This is a genomic window from Azospira sp. I09 (assembly GCF_009177135.1).
Classification (GTDB): Bacteria; Pseudomonadota; Gammaproteobacteria; order Burkholderiales; family Rhodocyclaceae; genus Azospira; species Azospira oryzae.
The window spans coordinates 2,435,214-2,452,302 of sequence record NZ_AP021844.1; the positions used below are offsets into that span (position 1 = coordinate 2,435,214).

Here is a 17,089-nt window from a genome sequence, read left to right on the forward strand (position 1 = left end):
CAGGCCGCTCAGGGCCGGAAGCGGGTGATGCCGGCTTCCGTCACCAGGGCATCCAGGGGCTCGTCGTGGGGTTCCGGGCCGATGTCGGCCACCCTGGCCAGTTCGTAGCCGACGCCGATGGCCAGGGGCCGGGGGTCCAGGCTGGCCAGGGTGCGGTCGAAAAAGCCGCCGCCGTAGCCCAGGCGGTAGCCCAGCCGGTCCACCCCGTTCACCGGCAGCAGCAGCACCTGGGGCACCAGCCAGGGACCCTCGGTGGGCGTCGGGATGCCGTAGCGGTCCGGCGCCAGGAGCGTCGCCTCCCGCCACTCGCGGAAGGCCAGGGGCGCATTGGGCACCGTCACCACCGGCAGGGCCGAGCGGCCGCCCCGGGACTGCCACTCCAGCAGCAGGGGGCGCAGGTCCGGCTCGTTCTGCACCGGCCAGCAGAAACCCACCACCTGGCCCTCCAGTTCGGGGAAGCCGGCCATGAGGTGGCCGCAGATGGCCTCGGAAAGCAGGGCCACGGCCTCGGCGGAAAGGCCGCGGCGGGCGGCAATGAGGCGCTGGCGCAGGACGTTGCGGTTCTCGGGGGCGGGCGGCGGGGTGAAGGGAATGGCGGTCATGGGGAAAGATGAAATTGGCTCGCTGCGGAGGCCGGGCAGGGCCCCGGCCTGTGCTATGCTCAAAGGGCTGCCAGTGGCTCTGCCGTGACGGCATTTTTTCCCGCCAGCCCCTTGCCTCAAGCGCCTGCCCTGCAGACGCCGAACCAGATTATCACACCACGATGTCGCCTTCCCCAGCCCGCCCCCGCTTCGCCCTTCGCCTCACCCTGTGCTCCGCCCTGCTCGGCCTCTGTCTCGGCCTCAACGCCCCGGCCCGCGCCGGTAGCGACGAACAGTTCGTCGCCGCCCGGGACGCCTTCCGCGCCGGCGACCTGAACCGTCTCGACCGCCTCGCCGCCGAGCTGCGGGACCACGAACTGGCGCCCTACGTGGAGTATTTCCAGATCCGCGCCCAGCTGGAGAAGGCCGACGCCAACACCGTCGCCGCCCTCAACGATTTCCTCGCCCGCCAGGACAAGACCTACATCGCCGAGAAGCTGCGCGGCGACTGGCTGCGCCTGCTCGGCAAGCAGCAGCGCTGGAGCGAGTTCGAGGCCGAATACCCGAAGATTTCCCAGGCCGACCAGGACCTGGCCTGCCTCAGCCTGCAGAGCCGCCTGGCACGCAAGGACCCGAAGGCCCTGGACGACGCCCTGCCCCTGTTCCGCACCCTGCTGGAAGTGCCCGAGCCCTGCAACCCGGTGCTGGACGCCGTGGTGGCGGCCCAGAAGGTCAATTCCGACGACGTCTGGGCCCGCATCCGCCGCCAGTTCGAAATCAACAAGCTCGGCGCCGCCTGGAACACGGCCCAGTACCTGCCCGTGGCCCAGACCCCGGAGCGCAAGCTGTGGGACCAGGTGACGGACAGGCCCCTGCCCTTCCTGGTCAAGCTCTCCGGCACCAGTCAGCGCCTGCAGCGGGAACTGGCCCTTTTGGCGCTGCAGCGGGTGGCCCGCAACGACCCGGCCATGGCCGCCCAGCGCCTGGATGCCCTGGAAAGCCAGCTGCCGCCCGCCGACCGGGCCTGGGCCTGGGGCCAGATCGGCTGGCAGGGCGCCCAGCGCCACTATCCGGAAGCCCTGGACTGGTACCGCCGCGGCAGCGACCTGACGCCCCTCTCCGACGAAGCCCAGGCCTGGAAGGTGCGCGCCGCCCTGCGCGCCCAGGACTGGCACCTGGTGCGCCACGCCATCGAAGGCATGAGCCCGACCCAGGCCGCCGACCCCAGCTGGACCTACTGGCTGGGCCGGGCCTACAAGGCCGCCGGCCGCAACGACCTGGCCCAGCCCCTGTTCGAGCGCATCGCCGGCCAGCCCAATTTCTACGGCAACCTGGCGGACGACGAGCTGGGCCGCCCCATCAAGCTGCCGCCCCAGGCCCGCCCCCTGAGCCGGGAGGAACTGGCCCGGGTCGGCGACAACCTGGCCCTGCGCCGGGCCCTGGCCCTGTTCCGCGCCAACCTGCGCTTCGAAGGCACCAAGGAATGGAGCTGGGCCCTGCGCGGCATGGACGACCGGGAGTTGCTGGCCGCCGCCGAAATCGCCCGCCGCAGCAACATCTACGACCGGGCCATCGCCGCCGCCGACCGCACCAAGAACGAGCACGACTACAGCCTGCGCTATCTCTCCCCCTTCGACGAGCAGGTGCGCCCCGTGGCGCGCCAGCAGCAGCTGGACGATGCCTGGGTATACGGCCTGATGCGTCAGGAAAGCCGCTTCGTCACCAACGCCCGCTCCTCCGTCGGCGCCTCCGGCCTGATGCAGCTGATGCCGGCCACGGCCCGCTGGGTGGCGAAGAAGATCGGCCTCAAGGACTACGACCACGGCCAGGTGACCAATACGGACACCAACGTGCTGCTCGGCACCTCCTACATGCGCATGGTCATGGAAAGCCTGGACAACCACCCGGTGCTGGCCTCCGCCGCCTACAACGCGGGTCCCGGCCGGGCCCAGAAATGGCGGGCCGCCAAGCCCATCGAGGGGGCCATCTACGCCGAGACCATCCCCTTCAGCGAGACCCGGGATTACGTGAAAAAGGTGATGAGCAACTCGGTCTACTACGCCTCCCTCTTCAACAACGGCCGGCCCCAGTCCCTGAAAAGCCGGCTGGGGGTGGTGCTGCCCAAGGGCAGCGGTGGCGAGAACCAGCCAAAACCGGAAGATTTGCCGTAAAATCCGGGGTTTCCCGGCGGCGCCAGCGTTGCCGGGAGGTGAGGGGAGCATCGCGTCGGCAACGACGCGGCGCAAAGACTATAAAGCGACACTCCAGAGATAATCATGGCGATCAAAAACATTCTGTTGCTGGGCGGTAGCGGCTTTGTCGGCAGCCACATTGCCAACCTGCTGTCTGCCCGCGAAGGCATCCGCATCACCGTGCCCTCCCGCCGTCGGGAACGGGCCAAGCACCTGCTGCCCCTGCCCGGGGTCGATGTGGTGGAAGCCAACATCAACAAGGAAGAAGACCTGCTCGCCCTGATGCGCGGCCAGGACGCGGTGATCAATCTGGTGGGCATCCTCCACGGCGACAGCGAAATGCCCTACGGCCGCAAGTTCGCCCAGGCCCATGTGGAACTGCCGCGGAAAGTCGTCGCCGCCATGCAGCAGGCCGGCGTCAAGCGCCTGGTGCACATGAGCGCCCTCAAGGCCGACGCCAAGGGCCCCTCCGAATACCTGCGCTCCAAGGGCGACGGCGAAGCCATCGTGCTGGCCGCCCAGGGCCCGCTGGACGTGACCGTGTTCCGTCCCTCCGTCATCTTCGGCGCCGGCGATTCCTTCCTCAACACCTTCGCCAAGCTGCTCAAGCTGGCCCCGGTGTTCCCCATCGGCTTCCCCGACGCCCGCTTCCAGCCGGTGTGCATCGACGACGTGGGCCAGGCCTTCGTGGACAGCCTGGAAGACAGCGACACCTTCGGCCAGACCTATGAACTGTGCGGCCCCGGCGTGTACAGCCTGCGCGAACTGATCCAGTACACCGGCAAGGTGATCGGCAAGGAACGGCCCCTGTTCAAGCTCTCCGAAGGCTGGGCCTACCTGCAGGCCGGCCTGCTGTGGCTGGCGCCCAAGCCCCTGATGTCCCCGGACAACCTGCGTTCCATGCAGGTGGACAATGTGGCCACCCCCGGCGCCAAGACTCCGGCCCGCTGGTGCCCCGCCTCCCTGGAATCCGTGGCCCCCACCTACCTGGCCGCCGATCCCAACGCCAAGTTCAACACGTTCCGGGGCCAGGCCGGCCGCTGAACACCTGCCCCCCGCCCGGGAGGAGACTCCATGCTGCAACTGGTCATCGGCAACAAGAACTTCTCCTCCTGGTCCCTGCGGCCCTGGCTGCTGCTGAAGCAGGCCGGGCTGCCCTTCCGGGAAATCCCCGTGCGCCTGCGCCAGGCGGACACCAAGGCCCAGATCCTGGCCCACTCGCCCTCCGGCAAGGTGCCGGCATTGATCGACGGCGACCTGACGGTGTGGGATTCCCTCGCCATCTGCGAATACCTGGCCGAAAAAGCCTCCCTGAACCATGTGGACCTGTGGCCCGCCGACCCCAAGGCCCGGGCCGAGGCGCGCAGCGTCAGCGCCGAGATGCACTCCGGCTTTGCCGCCCTGCGCCAACAGATGAGCATGGAGGTGGCTGCCAGCCGCCCCGGTGAAGGCCAGACGCCGGAGGTCCTGGCCGACATCGCCCGCATCGCCGCCCTCTGGACTTCCTGCCGGGAGCGCTTCGCCGCGGCCGGCCCCTTCCTCTTCGGCGACTTTTCCGTGGCCGATGCCATGTACGCTCCGGTGGCCTTCCGCTTCCACACCTACGGCGTCGAACTGCCGCCCCTGGCTGCCGCCTACCGGGACACCCTGCTGGCCCTGCCGGCCATGCAGGAATGGGCTGCCGGCGCCCGGGCCGAGGTGGGCGCCTGACCCCGCCCATGCAGATCTACGTCGTCGGCGGCGCCGTGCGCGACCGCCTGCTCGGCCTGCCGGTGCAGGACCGGGACTACGTGGTGGTGGGCGCCGATCCCCAGACCATGCTGGCCCAGGGCTTCAAGCCCGTGGGCAAGGATTTTCCCGTCTTCCTGCATCCCCAGACCCATGAGGAATACGCCCTGGCCCGCACCGAAAGGAAGACCGGCCGGGGCTACGCCGGCTTCGCCTTCCACGCGGCGCCGGACGTGACCCTGGAACAGGACCTGGCGCGGCGGGACCTGACCATCAATGCCATCGCCGAAGGTGAGGACGGCAGCCTCACCGACCCTTACGGCGGGGTCCGGGACATTGCCGCCCGGGTGCTGCGCCATGTGGGCCCGGCCTTTGTCGAAGACCCGGTGCGCATCCTGCGCCTGGCCCGCTTCTCCGCCCGCTTCACCGATTTTTCCGTGGCCCCGGAAACCCTGGCCCTGATGCGGGAAATGGTGGCCAACGGTGAGGTGGACGCCCTGGTGCCGGAACGGGTGTGGCAGGAACTGGCCAAGGGCCTGATGGAGGCCCGGCCCTCGCGCATGTTCGCCGTGCTCAAGGACTGCGGCGCCCTGGCCCGCCTCCTGCCCGAACTGGAGAAGCTCGACGGGGTGCCCCAGCGGGCCGACTACCATCCGGAAATCGACACCTTCGACCACGTCATGCGCGTCATCGACGTCGCCGCCAGCCGCGGCGAGCCGCTGCCGGTGCGCTTCGCCGCCCTGCTGCACGACCTGGGCAAGGGCACCACGCCGGCCGACATCCTGCCCCGGCACATCGGCCACGAGCACCGCAGCGTGGAGCTGGGCGAGGCGCTGTGCGCCCGCCTCAAGGTGCCGGTGGAATGCCGGGACCTGGCCCTGCTCACCGCCCGCTACCACGGCGACATCCACAAATGCCTGGAAATGCGGCCGGCGACCCTGGTCACCCTATTGGAAAAGACCGACGCCTTCCGCCGCCCCGAGCGTTTCGAGCAACTGCTCGCCGCCTGCGCCTGCGACTACAACGGCCGCAAGGACTGGGAGGAGCGCCCCTACGCCAGCCCGGCGCGCCTGCGCACCGCCCTGGCGGCGGCCCGCAGCGTCGATGCGGGGGCCGTGGCCAAGGCCGCCGGCGACCGTTCCCGCATCCCCGACGCCATCCACCAGGCCCGGGCCGGCGCCGTCGCGGCGGCCCTCAGAGAAAACGGCTGAGCAGGGCCAGCAGGGCAGAAAAGACCAGGGTGGAGCCGAAGGGAAAGAAATAGTCCCGGCCGCGCAGGCGCAGATTGACATCCCCGGGCAGGCCCCGCCGCCGCCCCGGCTGGCGGGGCAGGAACAGGCCCAGGAGTATCACCCCCAGGCTCAGGGTCAGAAGCCATTTCAACATTGTGCAGACCTAGACAGGAAAGGTTGGCGCCCACATCCGGCGGCCCCGATTTAACCACGGGAAGCCGGCCCCGCGACACAGAACCAAGGAAAGCCATGATCACCCTCTACACCTGGGGCACCCCCAACGGCCGCAAGGTCTCCATCATGCTCGAAGAGTGCGGCCTGCCCTACGCCGTGCAGCCGGTGGATATCACCCGGGAGCAGCAGTTTGCCCCGGACTTCCTGGCCATCAACCCCAACAACAAGATTCCCGCCATCGTGGACCGGGAGGGCCCCGGCGGCCAGCCCCTGAGCCTGTTCGAATCCGGCGCCATCCTCATCTACCTGGCGGAAAAGTGTGGCCGCTTCCTGCCCGCTGCCGGGCCGGAGCGCTATGCCGTGCTGCAATGGCTGATGTTCCAGATGGGCGGCATCGGCCCCATCTTCGGCCAGACCCACCACTTCCTGCGCTTCGCCCCGGCTCCGGTGCCCTACGCCATCGAGCGCTTCCGCACGGAAACGGCCCGCCTCTACGGCGTCCTCGAGGGCCAGCTGCAACGCCAGACCTACGTCGCCGGCGATTATTCCATCGCCGACATGGCCATCTACCCCTGGGTCAGCCGCCACGAATGGCAGGGCATCGACCTGGCGGACTATCCCCAGGTGGCCCGCTGGGCCGCCCTGGTGGGCGAGCGGCCCGCCGTGCGGCGCGGCATGGAGGTACCCGCCTGATGGACACCCGCGCCCAGGACCAGGTCCTCGAAGTCATTTCCCGCCCGGCCCAAGGCAAGGCCAAGGCCCGGCCCACGCCCCTGCTCTTCGTCCATGGCGCCTTCGCCGGCGCCTGGTGCTGGGACGAGCACTTCCTGCCCTTCTTCTCCGCCGCCGGCTACGACGCCCATGCCGTTTCCCTGCGCGGCCACGGCGGCAGCTGGGGTCACAACAGCATCGACTGGTGGAGCATCCAGGATTACGTCGAGGACGTGCGCCGGGCGGTGGCGGAACTGGAACAGGCGCCGGTGCTGATCGGCCACTCCATGGGCGGCTTCGTGGTGCAGAAGTACCTGGAGCAGGCCCAGGTGCCGGGCGCCGTGCTGATGTGCTCGGTGCCGCCCCAGGGCCTGGTGGGGGCTTCCCTGCAGATGGTCTTCTCCCGCCCGGACCTGCTGGGGGACCTCAACCACCTGCTGGGGGGCGGCCAGGTGGCCAGCCACGTGCTGGAACAGGCCCTGTTCGCCCAGGACGTGGAGCCGGAACGGCTGCTGCGCTACTACGGCCACATGCAGAAGGAGTCCCAGCGGGCCATCTGGGACATGTCCCTGTTCAACCTGCCCCAATTGATGCGCATGCGGCTGCCGCCCCTGCAGATCATCGGCGCCGAGCTGGATGCCCTGGTGCCGGCGGCCCAGGTGAAGATGACCGGGGACACCTACGGCATCACCCCGGAAATTTTCCCCGGCATGGGCCACGGGCTGATGCTGGAACAGGACTGGGAAAAGGTGGCCAGGTCGCTCCTGGCCTGGCTGCAGCGCCAGGGTTTCTGAAACGCGACACAAAAAGCAAACGCCCCGGCAAGCCGGGGCGTTTCGGTATCTACGACGGCAGGGCCGGGTAGATCAGGCCGTGGTGTTCACGTTCTTGCCCAGATGGTCGGGCAGATTGACGGTGGACTGGGGCAGGGCCTGGATCAACTGGGCCGCACTGGAAGCCTGGGCATCCAGTGCCTTCTTCAGGACTGCGGTTTGAATCTGGTTGCTGGTCTGGGTTTCCGAAAAGCTGGTGGCCAGACTGGCGATGCCATTGACGTCCATGGCGTTCTCCTCGTGGATTTACTGCTTCATTCTACGACCAAAATCCGGCTTTCTTGATACCCCGGGAAAAAAATTTCGGAACGGCTCAACCTTTTCCCCCCGCGCTCCGTTACACCTCTTACAGGGGGCGACGGGCGCCCCCTCACGGTGAAGGAGAGCAACATGCTGACCATCATGGAGATGAGCACGGGCCGCTGCAGCGACGACCTCACCGCCCATTACGACGAAGACGTGCTGAACGCCAACTGGACCGAACCGCCCCGCCTGGAGCCCCAGTTGCAACTGGTGGCGGTGCCGGTGCGTGAACCGGGCATCGACCCCGCCCTCTATCTCAACGCCTTCTACGCCGCCCAGGAATAGGCGCCGCCCGGACCACCTCAGTTGCGGCGGGCACCCCCCGGCGCCACCGCCATCTGGGTGCTGTTGTAGGCCTGGGCGTACTGGCGGCTGACCTCCTCCAGCACTTCGGCGATGCGCTCGCTGGTGGTGGCCACGTTGCGGGCCTGGCTCTGCCTATCCGTACCGGCGCCGCTGCCGCCGCCGACCAGGGCCTGGTCGAAGAACAGCCATTGGGTGCGGGCCAGTTCCAGGGCATTGCGCACGGCAGCAGTGTTTTCCCGGGCCCCGGCCAGTTCTCCCAGGGCGGTGTTGAATTCACGGCGGGCCTGTTCCGCATCCACCTGACGCCCCTGGCTGCGGTCACCAGCGTAGCCCATAAGATACAGCCGTGCCAGCCGCTGGGCCAGCATGTTCTGCCGCTGGGAAAGGTCCAGCAGGCGCCCCATATTGCCTTCGCTCTGCTCCTCGATCAGCAGACTCAGTTTGCCGCTGGCCAGCATCAGATCGTCGCTGACCGCCAGCACCCGCTGCAGGGCCGGCGTGGTGTAGGGAGATTTCAGAGCCTGCCGCAGTTCCACCCAGAGGGCCTGGGTGCGCTGCAGGGTCGGCGCCATGCGGCTCTGACGGCTGTAGGGAGCCAGTTCGGCGAGGGCCGCCTCCAGTTGCTGGGTGGCTTTCTGCAACTGATTGCGGGCGCTGTCGGCCTGGATCTGCAGGCCGGCCTGCAGGTAGAGCTTGGCCACGCGCTGGGACTGCAGCCGCAGTTGGCCCACGGCCACCAGGTCGCTGGCTCCGGCAGCCTGGACGACACCGGAGAGCAGCAAGGCGAAAAGGAATAGCAGCCGCAGCAACGGTGCTGGCGCCCGAACTGGGCGGAATAGGGCGGCGAAAAAGGCAGGAGGCATGGCGGCATTCCCGAAAACATCTAGGGGCCGTCAGTAAACACCCCCCGCGTTGCAGGAATATGAAGGGCCGGGACGCTGCCGCTTACAGGGTGTGGCTGCGATCGCCGCGCTGGAAGCCGAGCAGAGGCTCGGCCAGGCCCTTGCCCAGGGCGATGACCTTGAACAGCTCACCCATTTCATGGGGCTGCACCAGCTTCTGCACCATGGCTGCGGCCTTGAAGTAGTCGCTGCTGCCCGGCGCTAGGCTGGCCAGGCAGTCCAGCAGGCCGGCATTCATGAGGAACTGGCCCTGGGCGGTGTAACCCAGCACCTCCAGGCCCGCAGCGAAGCCGGCTTCGGCCGCTGCCGTGAAATCCACGTGGGCGGTGATGTCGGTTAGGCCCGGCAGGTGGAAGGGGTCCGGATGGGCATGGTGGCGGTAGTGGCACATCAGGGTGCCGCCGCCCCGCTGGGGATGGTAGAACTCCTGCCGGGGAAAGCCGTAGTCCAGCAGCAGCAGGGCACCCCGCTCCAGGATCGGCCCCCAGGAGGCCACCCAGGCCGGCGCCGCCAGGCCGATCTCGCTCATGTAGCCGGCCGGCGGAATGGTGCATTCGGCCGCCAGGGACTGGGCCCTGGCCAGCAGTTCGCCGGCGGCGGGGCGTTCTTCCCAGGTAAAGCCTGCGGGGCCGATAGCGACGCCCCGCTCAAAAATGCCGGTCTCGCGCCAGGCCACCGCATGCACGGGCATGGCGTCGAGCACCTCGTTGCCCAGCACCAGGCCGGAGAAGCGCTGCGGCAGGCGCTCCAGCCACTGTACCCGGTGCAGCAGATGGGGCGCCCGCTGCTCCAGGGTCGCCGCCTGGCGCTGGCGCAGGTCCGGCGACAGGTCCAGGATGGCATAGCTCTCCGGCAGGCTGTCCAGGGCCTCCAGGGCCAGCAGCAGGTCGGCCGCCAAGCGGCCGGTGCCGGCCCCGGCCTCGATGATGTGGGGGCCGCTGGCCGCCATGATCTGGGCCGCCTGGGGTGCCAGACTGCGGGAGAAGAGGGGCGACAGTTCGGGAGCGGTGACGAAATCCCCGTCGGCGCCGAACTTGCGCGCCCCGGCCGTGTAATAGCCCAGCCCCGGCGCGTAGAGCGCCAGCTCCATGAACCGGGCGAAGTCGATCCAGCCGCCACGGCCGGCGATTTCGGCGGCGAGGGCATCGGTCAGTCGCTGGCTGTGGGCCAGGGCGTCGGCATCGGGCAGGGGCAAGGCCATGAAAGAAGAAGAAAAAGGGGCGAAAAGAGGGCGGGATGATGGGCCAATCCGCTAAAATTCGCAAACTTCCAAATCCGTTCAGGGCAGTCCATGGACAGCAACGGCAACTTGCAGGGCAAGGCGATTCTGGTGACCGGCGGCGCCAAGCGGGTCGGCGCGGCCATTGCCCGGCGCCTGCATGCCGCCGGCGCCAATGTGGTGCTGCATTACCGCTCGGCGGCGGCCGAGGCCCGCAGCCTGGCGGCCGAACTGAACGCCCAGCGGGACGGCTCCGCCGTCTGCATCCAGGCCGACCTGCTACAGACCTCGGCTCTGCCCGGGCTGGTGGAGCAGTCGGTGACGGCATTCGGCCGTCTGGACGGTCTGGTCAATAACGCTTCCAGCTTTTTCCGTACCCCCCTGGGCAGCATCGACGAGGCAGCCTGGGACGATCTGGTGGGCAGCAACTTCAAGGCCCCCCTGTTCCTCACCCAGGCGGCGGCGCCCCATCTCCGGGCCAGCGGCGGCGCCGTGGTGAACATCACCGACGTCCATGCCGAGCGGCCCCTGGTGGGCTACCCCCTGTATTGCGCCGCCAAGGGCGCCCTGCTCACACTGACCCGGGCCCTGGCGGCGGAGCTGGCACCGGTGGTGCGGGTCAATGCGGTGGCGCCGGGCCCCATCCTGTGGCCGGAGGGCAGCGACTTCGACAGCGCCGCCCGCCAGGCCATCGTCGCCGACACCCTGCTGGGCCGGGAAGGCAGCCCGGCCGACATCGCCCGGGCCGTGCACTTCCTGCTGGTGGACAGCCCTTACATCACCGGCCAGGTGATCAACGTAGACGGGGGCCGCACGGCCCATCTGTAATCAAGTAACCAGGAATCTCCCGTGGAACGCTCCAACACCCTGCAACGCATTGAAAAATGGCTCCTGCGCGAAACCGGCAAGGCCATCGCCGACTACAACATGATTGAGGAAGGCGACACGGTGCTGGTCTGCGTTTCCGGCGGCAAGGATTCCCATACCCTGCTGCACCTGCTGCGCATCCTCCAGGCCAAGGCGCCGATCAACTTCCGCCTCATCGCCATGAACCTGGACCAGAAGCAGCCCGGCTTCCCGGCCGAGGTGCTGCCGGCCTACTTCGAGAAGACCGGCGTCGATTTCCGCATCATCGAGGCCGACACCTACTCGGTGGTGAAGGAGAAGATTCCCGAGGGCAAGACCACCTGTTCCCTCTGTTCCCGCCTGCGCCGCGGCATCATCTACCGCACCGCCAAGGAGCTGGGCGCCAACAAGATCGCCCTCGGCCACCACCGGGACGACATGGTGCATACCCTGTTCCTCAACCTGATTTTCGGCGGCAAGCTGAAGGCCATGCCGCCCAAGCTGGTCACCGACGACGGCGCCCACGTGGTCATCCGTCCCCTGGCCTACTGCGCCGAGAGCGACATCGCCCGCTACTCCCGGGGCATGGAATTCCCCATCATCCCCTGCAACCTGTGCGGCTCCCAGGACAACCTGCAGCGGCAGAAAATCCGGGAGATGATGCAGGAGTGGGACCAGAAATTCCCCGGCCGCACCGAGGCCGTCTTCAGCGCCCTGCAGAACGTGGTGCCCTCCCACCTGGCGGACACCAAGCTATTCGACTTCAAGGGCCTCAAGGCCGGCCTGACCCCGGCGGCCGAGGGCGACACCCTGTTCGATCCGCCGGAGCTGCCCCCCATGCTGGCGCCCCGGGGGCCCCTGGACGGGGACGATTTTCCGCTGCCCGTAGTGGCTGGGGCCTGAGCCCTTTGCTATGATGCCGGTTCAGGGAAAATCAACATAAATCAATAATATGACGAAGAGAATACGTGCAGTTCAGGTAGTTGGAGTCATGCTGTCGCAGTCATTCAGGGGGGTAATGGCATGAGTAGTACCGAATCCGAACTGGCGGTACTGTTTGCCGACATTTCCGGCAGCACCCGGCTCTATGAGAAGCTGGGGGACACGGAAGCCCTGCACGCCGTCGATCGCTGCATCAAGCGCATGGAGCGGGCCGTCGAGGGTTACCAGGGGCGCATCATCAAGACCATCGGCGACGAACTGATGGTGGCCTTCCCCACCGCCGACGCCGCCTTCCAGGCGGCCATGGACATGCAGCAGCGGGTCCTGGACCTGCCGCCGGTATCCGGGGTCAAGCTCAACATCCGGGTGGGTTTCCATTTCGGCCCCACCATCGAGGAGAACAACGACCTCTTCGGCGACACGGTGAACACCGCCGCCCGCATGGCCGGGCTGGCCAAGGCCGGCCAGATCATCACCAACGCCCAGAGCCTGGCCACCGTCTCGCCGTTGCTACGGGCTTCGACCCGGGATGTGGACCGGCTGCCGGTGAAGGGCAAGGCCGAGGAAATGCAGATCGTCGAGGTGCTGTGGCAGGAGACCGAGGAGCTGACCATGAAGGCTCCCAGCATCGACCCCACCCAGCCCCTGCGCACCGTGACCCGCCTCTGCGTGCGGCACCACGGCAAGGCCTATCTGCTGGATGACAAGACCTCCACCCTGACCTTCGGCCGCGGCGGCGAGAACGACGTGGTCATCGAGGACCGCAAGGCCTCCCGCAGCCACGCCAAGATCGAACGCCGGCGCGACAAGTACGTGCTGATCGACCAGAGCACCAACGGCACCTTCGTCGCCTTCGAAGGCGAGGCCGAAGTGTTCCTGCGGCGCGAGGAGATCGTCCTGCGCAACAAGGGCCTGGTGGCCTTCGGCCACACCGCCGCCAGCGGCAGCACCGAAATGGAAGTGGCCCAGTTCGAATACCTGTAAGCGGGCCCCAACCAAAACCAACGGCCGGAGGCGTCATGCCTGCCGGCCGTTTCTTTTGGGCCTGTCCCCAGGAGCGTCTTCAGATTTCCAGCTTCTTCAGCAGGGCCGGGTTTTTCACCACTTCCGCCCGGCGCCCGGGCGTGGCTTCGTAGAGGGCGGCCGGCGGCGCCTCGTTGAGGCGGGCCAGACCGGCAGCGCTGCTGCAACGGCTGTCCAGGCCCACCGTCACCTCGCTGCCGGCGGTGGATACCACGCTGAAGCAGGGCTGGCCCAGCTTGCGGTTGAGGGGCGCAAGGACGGCGGCCTGGGCCAGCTCCGCCGTGGCCGGCAGGCTGCCGGCCAGCTCCGCCTCCACCACCTCGCCGTCGAGACGGGTGCCCAGCACCGCCCGCAGGCCGTTCATTTCCTGCTGCAACCTGGGCAGCAGGGCCTTGTCGGGCAGGGCGCCGAAGCGGAAGCGGACCTTCTGGCCGGCGAAACGGAAGTGCTGCAGGAAGAAGCTCTTGGAGAACTCCTCCCCCACCAGCCGGCCCACATCCTTCAGGGCCGCCTCTTCCGTGGCCCAACTGCCGTTCTGGGGCAGGGTGGTGTTGAAGTAGATTTCCTCGCCGCTGGCCTGGTCGATGCACTTCACCGTCCACGAGGTGATGACGTACTTCTCGATGGTCAGGCCGGAAGCCTGCAGGGTGGCGGAAAGCTTCTTGAAGCGGGCCTCGCCGACGATGGCGAAATCGGCCCCCGGCTGGCCCTTGGCGGCATCGCCCCAGGTGCGGAAGCCGAAGGACTGGACCCGCTCCTTGAGGATGTTCTCGGCGATGGGGGAACGCACGGCATCGCCGGCTTCGCCCCGGGTATTGATGGTGACGGAGATTTTCGGGTCGCCGTTGTTGCGGATGAAATCCACTCGTTCCTCGGAGGACATCTGGTTGAGGGATTTCTGCACCTCCCGCACCCGCACCACGGCCCGGGTGCCCAGGGTGGCCAGGCCGCCGGCCTCCTGCTGTGGCGCCTCTTCCTGCAGCACCGATTCGATGAAGTCGCCGCTGCGGGAAAGCAGGCGAGCAGACAGCAGATCGTAGTAGCGGGAGAGGGAGGCCGGCTGCACGTTGAGGGCCACCGCCTTTTCCACCAGCTGGCGACGGGCATCCTCCCGCAGGGCGGCCTGCAGCAGGGCCGGATCGCCGGCCAGGCGGGAATCGCTGGGATCGGCCACGCCCACGGCGGAAATGACGATGGTGCCGTTGTCGGCCGTCGCTACCGAAGCCGCCGGCAACGCTGCCGGGGAACCCGATCCGTCGCCGCCGCGGCCCAGGTACAGGTAGCCGGCACCGGCCGCCACCAGGATCGCCGCCCCCGCCGCCAGGGCATAGGGCAGACGGGATTTGGCAACGGCCTGGGAGGCAGGCGGGACGGACGTCCCGGCCATGCCATGGCTGGAAGGCGCGTCCTTGCTGGCTGCTGGCGATGGCACCACCCGGGTGGCCTCGCTGGCGGCGGCGGGCACCGCCGCCCCGGAGACCAGGGTCCGCTCCGCCTCGGCAGAGAGCAGGGTGACCTCATCGGCCACCAGGGTCGCCTCCTCCTCGGGGCCGCCAGCCATGGCCTGCTGCAGGGCGTCGGCGAACTCCCGGGCGCTCTGGAAACGCTGCTCCGGCCGCTTGGCCAGAGCCTTGCGCACCACCGCATCGAAGCGCCGCGGCACCTGCACGTTGAGCTCGGAAGGGGCGATGGGGTCCTCCTTCAACACCTTGTGCATGATGGTGGTGAGCTGGCCGGTGAAGGGCTTTTCCCCGGTGAGAAACTGGTAGAGCAAAACGCCGGCCGAGAACAGGTCGGAACGGCCATCCACCGTCTGCCCCATGAACTGCTCCGGCGACATGTAGGCCGGGGTGCCGAGGACGGAGCCGGCCTGGGTCAGGTTGGAGGATTCGATGCGGGCGATGCCGAAATCCCCCACCTTGGCCTGGCCGTTGTGCAGGATGAAGATGTTGGCCGGCTTGATGTCCCGGTGCACGATGCCGTTGCCGTGGGCGTGGTCCAGGGCTGAGAGCAGCTCGCCCATGAGGCGGGCGATCTCGGTGAGGGAAAAGCGTTCGGACTTGTCGAAATAGTCCTTCAGCTCCCGCCCTTCCACATACTCCATGGCGATGAAGGCGGTGCCTCCATCCTCGCCATACTCGTAGATGGCGACGATGTTGGGATGGTTGAGCCGCCCGGCGGCCTGGGCCTCGCGCTGGAAACGGCTCAGCAGCTCCTGGGCCTCATCCTTCTCCAGCTGGTCCCGGCGCACGGTCTTGAGGGCCACCCGCCGGGCAATGCCCGGGTCGAAGCCCTCATAGACCACCCCCATGGCCCCCCGCCCCAACTCCCGGCGGACCTCGTACTTGCCCAGCCTTTGTGGCATTGCTTCAGCCATGGCAGCTCCTTGATGGTTACTTCTTGTACTTGCTGTCGATCTCGTACACGTTCTTCTGCACCAGGCGCTGCACCAGGGAATCCAGGGTCAGGCCGCCAGACTGGCCGGAAGAAAAACCCATGACGGAAGTGCCCTTGGAGCCCAGCTCCATTTTCTCCTCGGTGTAGCCGGTTGCCACCTGCTCGGTGGTGTTGGCGTTGATCAGCTTGTAGCGCATGCCGACAATCCACACCCCGGTCGCTTCCTGGGTTTTCACGGAACCCACCACCTCCCCGGCCACGGCGCCGCCCCGGCTGTTGGAGGCAATGGCCACCACGTTACCAATGGCCCGGCCGTCAAAGCCCTGCTGGGCCTGGGCCACCGGCTCCGCCTTGAGGATGTCGAACTTGAGAATCCATTTGGTGGTCTTGAATTTGCCCTTCTGCAGCATCTTCCGGGCCTTGGGTGGATCACCCATGGTGTAGGCCAGGGTGAACTCGTTGAGCAGGGGACCTAGGTCGGCCCGCTCCAGCACCTTGAAATTGGCCTTGCCCAGTTCCAGTTCGGCGTAGTCGGCGATGTTGTTGGGGCCGAACTTCTGGGTGAAGCTGGCATTGTTGCTCTTGATTTCGCCGGGGATCACAACGATCTGGGGCCCCTTCTTCGCCGCATTGACGTATTCCACCGGCTTGTACATTGCCTTGTCGGCCATGGCATTGGCCTGATCGGAAGTCGAACTGCCGCAGGTCGCCGACGGGTTGTCGGGATCGCACTTCGACGGATTGGTCTGGCAGGCGGCCAGAACCAGGCCAAAAGAGGAAAGAAGAAGCAGGCGCTGCACACTCATGGAAGACTCCCTGTTTTTATGTACGTATAGGCCGGCCTTGGGCCGGCGCCCCTAGGGCAGCGTTACTTGTACTTGCTGTCGATTTCCCAGACGTTCTTCTGCACCAGGCGCTGCACCATGCTGTCCAGGGTGAGGCCGCCGGAGGCGCCGGAGGAAACGCCCATCACCGACGAGCCCTTGGCTCCCAGTTCCATTTTCTCTTCGGTATAGCCGGTGGCCACCTGTTCGGTGGTGTTGGCGTCGATGATCTTGTAGCGCATGCCGATGATCCACACCCCGGTGTTTTCCTGGGTCTGCACCGAACCGACCACCGTCTCGCCGACGGCCCCGGCCTGGGCCCCGCCCATGGAGCCGGAGAAGGCGCCGAAGACGCCCAGCAGCTTGCCCACGGCACGGCCGTCGAAGCCCTGCTGGGCCTGGGCCACCTGCTCGGCCTTGAGGATGTCGAACTTGACCACGTACTTGGTGGTCTTGAACTTGCCCTTCTGCAGCAGCTTGCGGGCGGCGCTGGGGTCGCCCATGTTGTAGGCCAGGGTGAACTCGTTGAGCAGGGGGCCCATGTCGGAACGTTCGAGGATCTTGAAGTTGGCCTTACCCAGTTCCAGTTCGGCGTAGTCGGCGATGTTGTTGGGGCCGTACTTCTGGGTGAAGGAGGCGTTGTTGGACTTCACCTCCCCCGGGATGACCACCAGGGCCGGGCCCCTCTTCGCCGCATTGGCGTACTCCACCGGCTTGTACATGGCCTTGTCGGCCATTTCGTTGGCCTGCTTGGAGGTGTCGCTGCCGGCGGTGGGCGACGGGCTGTCGAAAACCGGCTGGGCATGGGCCGAACCGGCGCAGGCCAGGGCCAGGGCAATGGGGGCGATGTACTGACGCATGGAAGACTCCGTAGGT

The 17,089-nt window shown here is 67.5% G+C and carries 18 protein-coding genes; 10 read left to right on the plus strand and 8 right to left on the minus strand.

Going from position 1 to position 17,089, the window contains the following annotated elements; genetic code table 11:
• Nucleotides 1-8: 8 nt before the first annotated feature.
• Complete coding sequence (locus AZSP09_RS11395) at nucleotides 9-602, minus strand: 5-formyltetrahydrofolate cyclo-ligase (RefSeq protein WP_152090106.1); 594 nt, start codon at nucleotides 600-602, stop codon at nucleotides 9-11.
• A gap of 161 nt (nucleotides 603-763) precedes the next feature.
• Between AZSP09_RS11395 and AZSP09_RS11400 the strand changes: the two genes are divergently transcribed.
• The 4 genes from AZSP09_RS11400 to AZSP09_RS11415 all read left to right on the plus strand — a co-directional run bounded on the left by AZSP09_RS11400 (nucleotide 764) and on the right by AZSP09_RS11415 (nucleotide 5,712).
• Entirely contained in the window at nucleotides 764-2,752 is a 1,989-nt protein-coding gene (locus AZSP09_RS11400; RefSeq protein ID WP_152090107.1) for a lytic transglycosylase domain-containing protein, read from the plus strand.
• A gap of 105 nt (nucleotides 2,753-2,857) precedes the next feature.
• The gene (locus AZSP09_RS11405) at nucleotides 2,858-3,817 is read left to right on the plus strand and encodes a complex I NDUFA9 subunit family protein (RefSeq protein ID WP_130459709.1); all 960 of its coding nucleotides are present in this window, start codon (nucleotides 2,858-2,860) and stop codon (nucleotides 3,815-3,817) included.
• 33 nt (nucleotides 3,818-3,850) lie between these two features.
• Nucleotides 3,851-4,483 carry a glutathione S-transferase family protein gene (locus AZSP09_RS11410; protein ID WP_083834008.1) on the plus strand — a complete coding sequence of 211 codons (633 nt, stop codon included), beginning with the start codon at nucleotides 3,851-3,853 and terminating at the stop codon, nucleotides 4,481-4,483.
• Nucleotides 4,484-4,491: 8 nt separating this feature from the next.
• A complete protein-coding gene (locus tag AZSP09_RS11415) occupies nucleotides 4,492-5,712 on the plus strand; it encodes a multifunctional CCA addition/repair protein (RefSeq protein WP_130459708.1) in 1,221 nt (406 codons plus the stop codon).
• Here the strand turns inward: AZSP09_RS11415 and AZSP09_RS11420 are convergent.
• On the minus strand, nucleotides 5,696-5,887 hold the full coding sequence (locus AZSP09_RS11420; protein ID WP_130459707.1) for a DUF2905 domain-containing protein: 192 nt from the start codon (nucleotides 5,885-5,887) through the stop codon (nucleotides 5,696-5,698). The two genes, AZSP09_RS11415 and AZSP09_RS11420, sit on opposite strands and share 17 nt — an antisense overlap.
• A 95-nt stretch (nucleotides 5,888-5,982) precedes the next feature.
• On the opposite strand from AZSP09_RS11420, the gene AZSP09_RS11425 reads away from it, so the two are divergent.
• Together AZSP09_RS11425 and AZSP09_RS11430 are read left to right on the plus strand one after the other, a co-directional pair.
• Nucleotides 5,983-6,600, plus strand: a complete 618-nt coding sequence (locus AZSP09_RS11425; RefSeq protein ID WP_152090108.1) for a glutathione S-transferase family protein — start codon at nucleotides 5,983-5,985, stop codon at nucleotides 6,598-6,600.
• Complete coding sequence (locus AZSP09_RS11430; protein WP_152090109.1) at nucleotides 6,600-7,412, plus strand: alpha/beta hydrolase; 813 nt, start codon at nucleotides 6,600-6,602, stop codon at nucleotides 7,410-7,412. Before AZSP09_RS11425 ends, AZSP09_RS11430 begins: the two co-directional genes overlap by 1 nt.
• A gap of 72 nt (nucleotides 7,413-7,484) precedes the next feature.
• Here AZSP09_RS11430 and AZSP09_RS11435 read toward each other — a convergent pair whose 3' ends face one another.
• On the minus strand, nucleotides 7,485-7,679 hold the full coding sequence (locus AZSP09_RS11435; protein ID WP_014235800.1) for a YjfB family protein: 195 nt from the start codon (nucleotides 7,677-7,679) through the stop codon (nucleotides 7,485-7,487).
• A gap of 162 nt (nucleotides 7,680-7,841) precedes the next feature.
• On the opposite strand from AZSP09_RS11435, the gene AZSP09_RS11440 reads away from it, so the two are divergent.
• On the plus strand, nucleotides 7,842-8,039 hold the full coding sequence (locus AZSP09_RS11440) for a hypothetical protein (protein ID WP_152090110.1): 198 nt from the start codon (nucleotides 7,842-7,844) through the stop codon (nucleotides 8,037-8,039).
• A gap of 17 nt (nucleotides 8,040-8,056) precedes the next feature.
• Here the strand turns inward: AZSP09_RS11440 and AZSP09_RS11445 are convergent, their stop codons facing one another.
• Both AZSP09_RS11445 and AZSP09_RS11450 read right to left on the minus strand, forming a co-directional pair.
• Nucleotides 8,057-8,923 carry a type IV pili methyl-accepting chemotaxis transducer N-terminal domain-containing protein gene (locus AZSP09_RS11445; RefSeq protein WP_152090111.1) on the minus strand — a complete coding sequence of 289 codons (867 nt, stop codon included), beginning with the start codon at nucleotides 8,921-8,923 and terminating at the stop codon, nucleotides 8,057-8,059.
• A gap of 82 nt (nucleotides 8,924-9,005) precedes the next feature.
• Nucleotides 9,006-10,163 carry a class I SAM-dependent methyltransferase gene (locus AZSP09_RS11450; protein WP_152090112.1) on the minus strand — a complete coding sequence of 386 codons (1,158 nt, stop codon included), beginning with the start codon at nucleotides 10,161-10,163 and terminating at the stop codon, nucleotides 9,006-9,008.
• Nucleotides 10,164-10,253: 90 nt separating this feature from the next.
• Between AZSP09_RS11450 and AZSP09_RS11455 the strand changes: the two genes are divergently transcribed.
• The 3 genes from AZSP09_RS11455 (at nucleotide 10,254) to AZSP09_RS11465 (ending at nucleotide 12,953) form a co-directional block, all read left to right on the plus strand.
• Nucleotides 10,254-11,009 (plus strand): pteridine reductase, encoded by a 756-nt coding sequence (locus tag AZSP09_RS11455; protein ID WP_152090113.1) that lies wholly within the window; start codon nucleotides 10,254-10,256, stop codon nucleotides 11,007-11,009.
• A gap of 21 nt (nucleotides 11,010-11,030) precedes the next feature.
• Nucleotides 11,031-11,930 (plus strand): tRNA 2-thiocytidine(32) synthetase TtcA, encoded by a 900-nt coding sequence (gene ttcA, locus AZSP09_RS11460; RefSeq protein ID WP_014235805.1) that lies wholly within the window; start codon nucleotides 11,031-11,033, stop codon nucleotides 11,928-11,930.
• 120 nt (nucleotides 11,931-12,050) lie between these two features.
• The gene (locus AZSP09_RS11465) at nucleotides 12,051-12,953 is read left to right on the plus strand and encodes an adenylate/guanylate cyclase domain-containing protein (protein ID WP_014235806.1); all 903 of its coding nucleotides are present in this window, start codon (nucleotides 12,051-12,053) and stop codon (nucleotides 12,951-12,953) included.
• Nucleotides 12,954-13,032: 79 nt separating this feature from the next.
• Here the strand turns inward: AZSP09_RS11465 and AZSP09_RS11470 are convergent, their stop codons facing one another.
• From AZSP09_RS11470 to AZSP09_RS11480, 3 genes are all read right to left on the minus strand, one after another.
• Nucleotides 13,033-15,369: a serine/threonine-protein kinase gene (locus AZSP09_RS11470; protein ID WP_152090114.1), complete on the minus strand. Its 2,337-nt coding sequence runs from the start codon at nucleotides 15,367-15,369 to the stop codon at nucleotides 13,033-13,035.
• A 16-nt stretch (nucleotides 15,370-15,385) separates the two neighbouring features.
• Nucleotides 15,386-16,195, minus strand: a complete 810-nt coding sequence (locus tag AZSP09_RS11475; protein WP_197739011.1) for a hypothetical protein — start codon at nucleotides 16,193-16,195, stop codon at nucleotides 15,386-15,388.
• A gap of 62 nt (nucleotides 16,196-16,257) precedes the next feature.
• Nucleotides 16,258-17,073, minus strand: coding sequence for a hypothetical protein (locus AZSP09_RS11480; RefSeq protein WP_152090115.1), 816 nt, complete (start codon nucleotides 17,071-17,073; stop codon nucleotides 16,258-16,260).
• Between the last annotated feature and the right edge of the window lie 16 nt (nucleotides 17,074-17,089).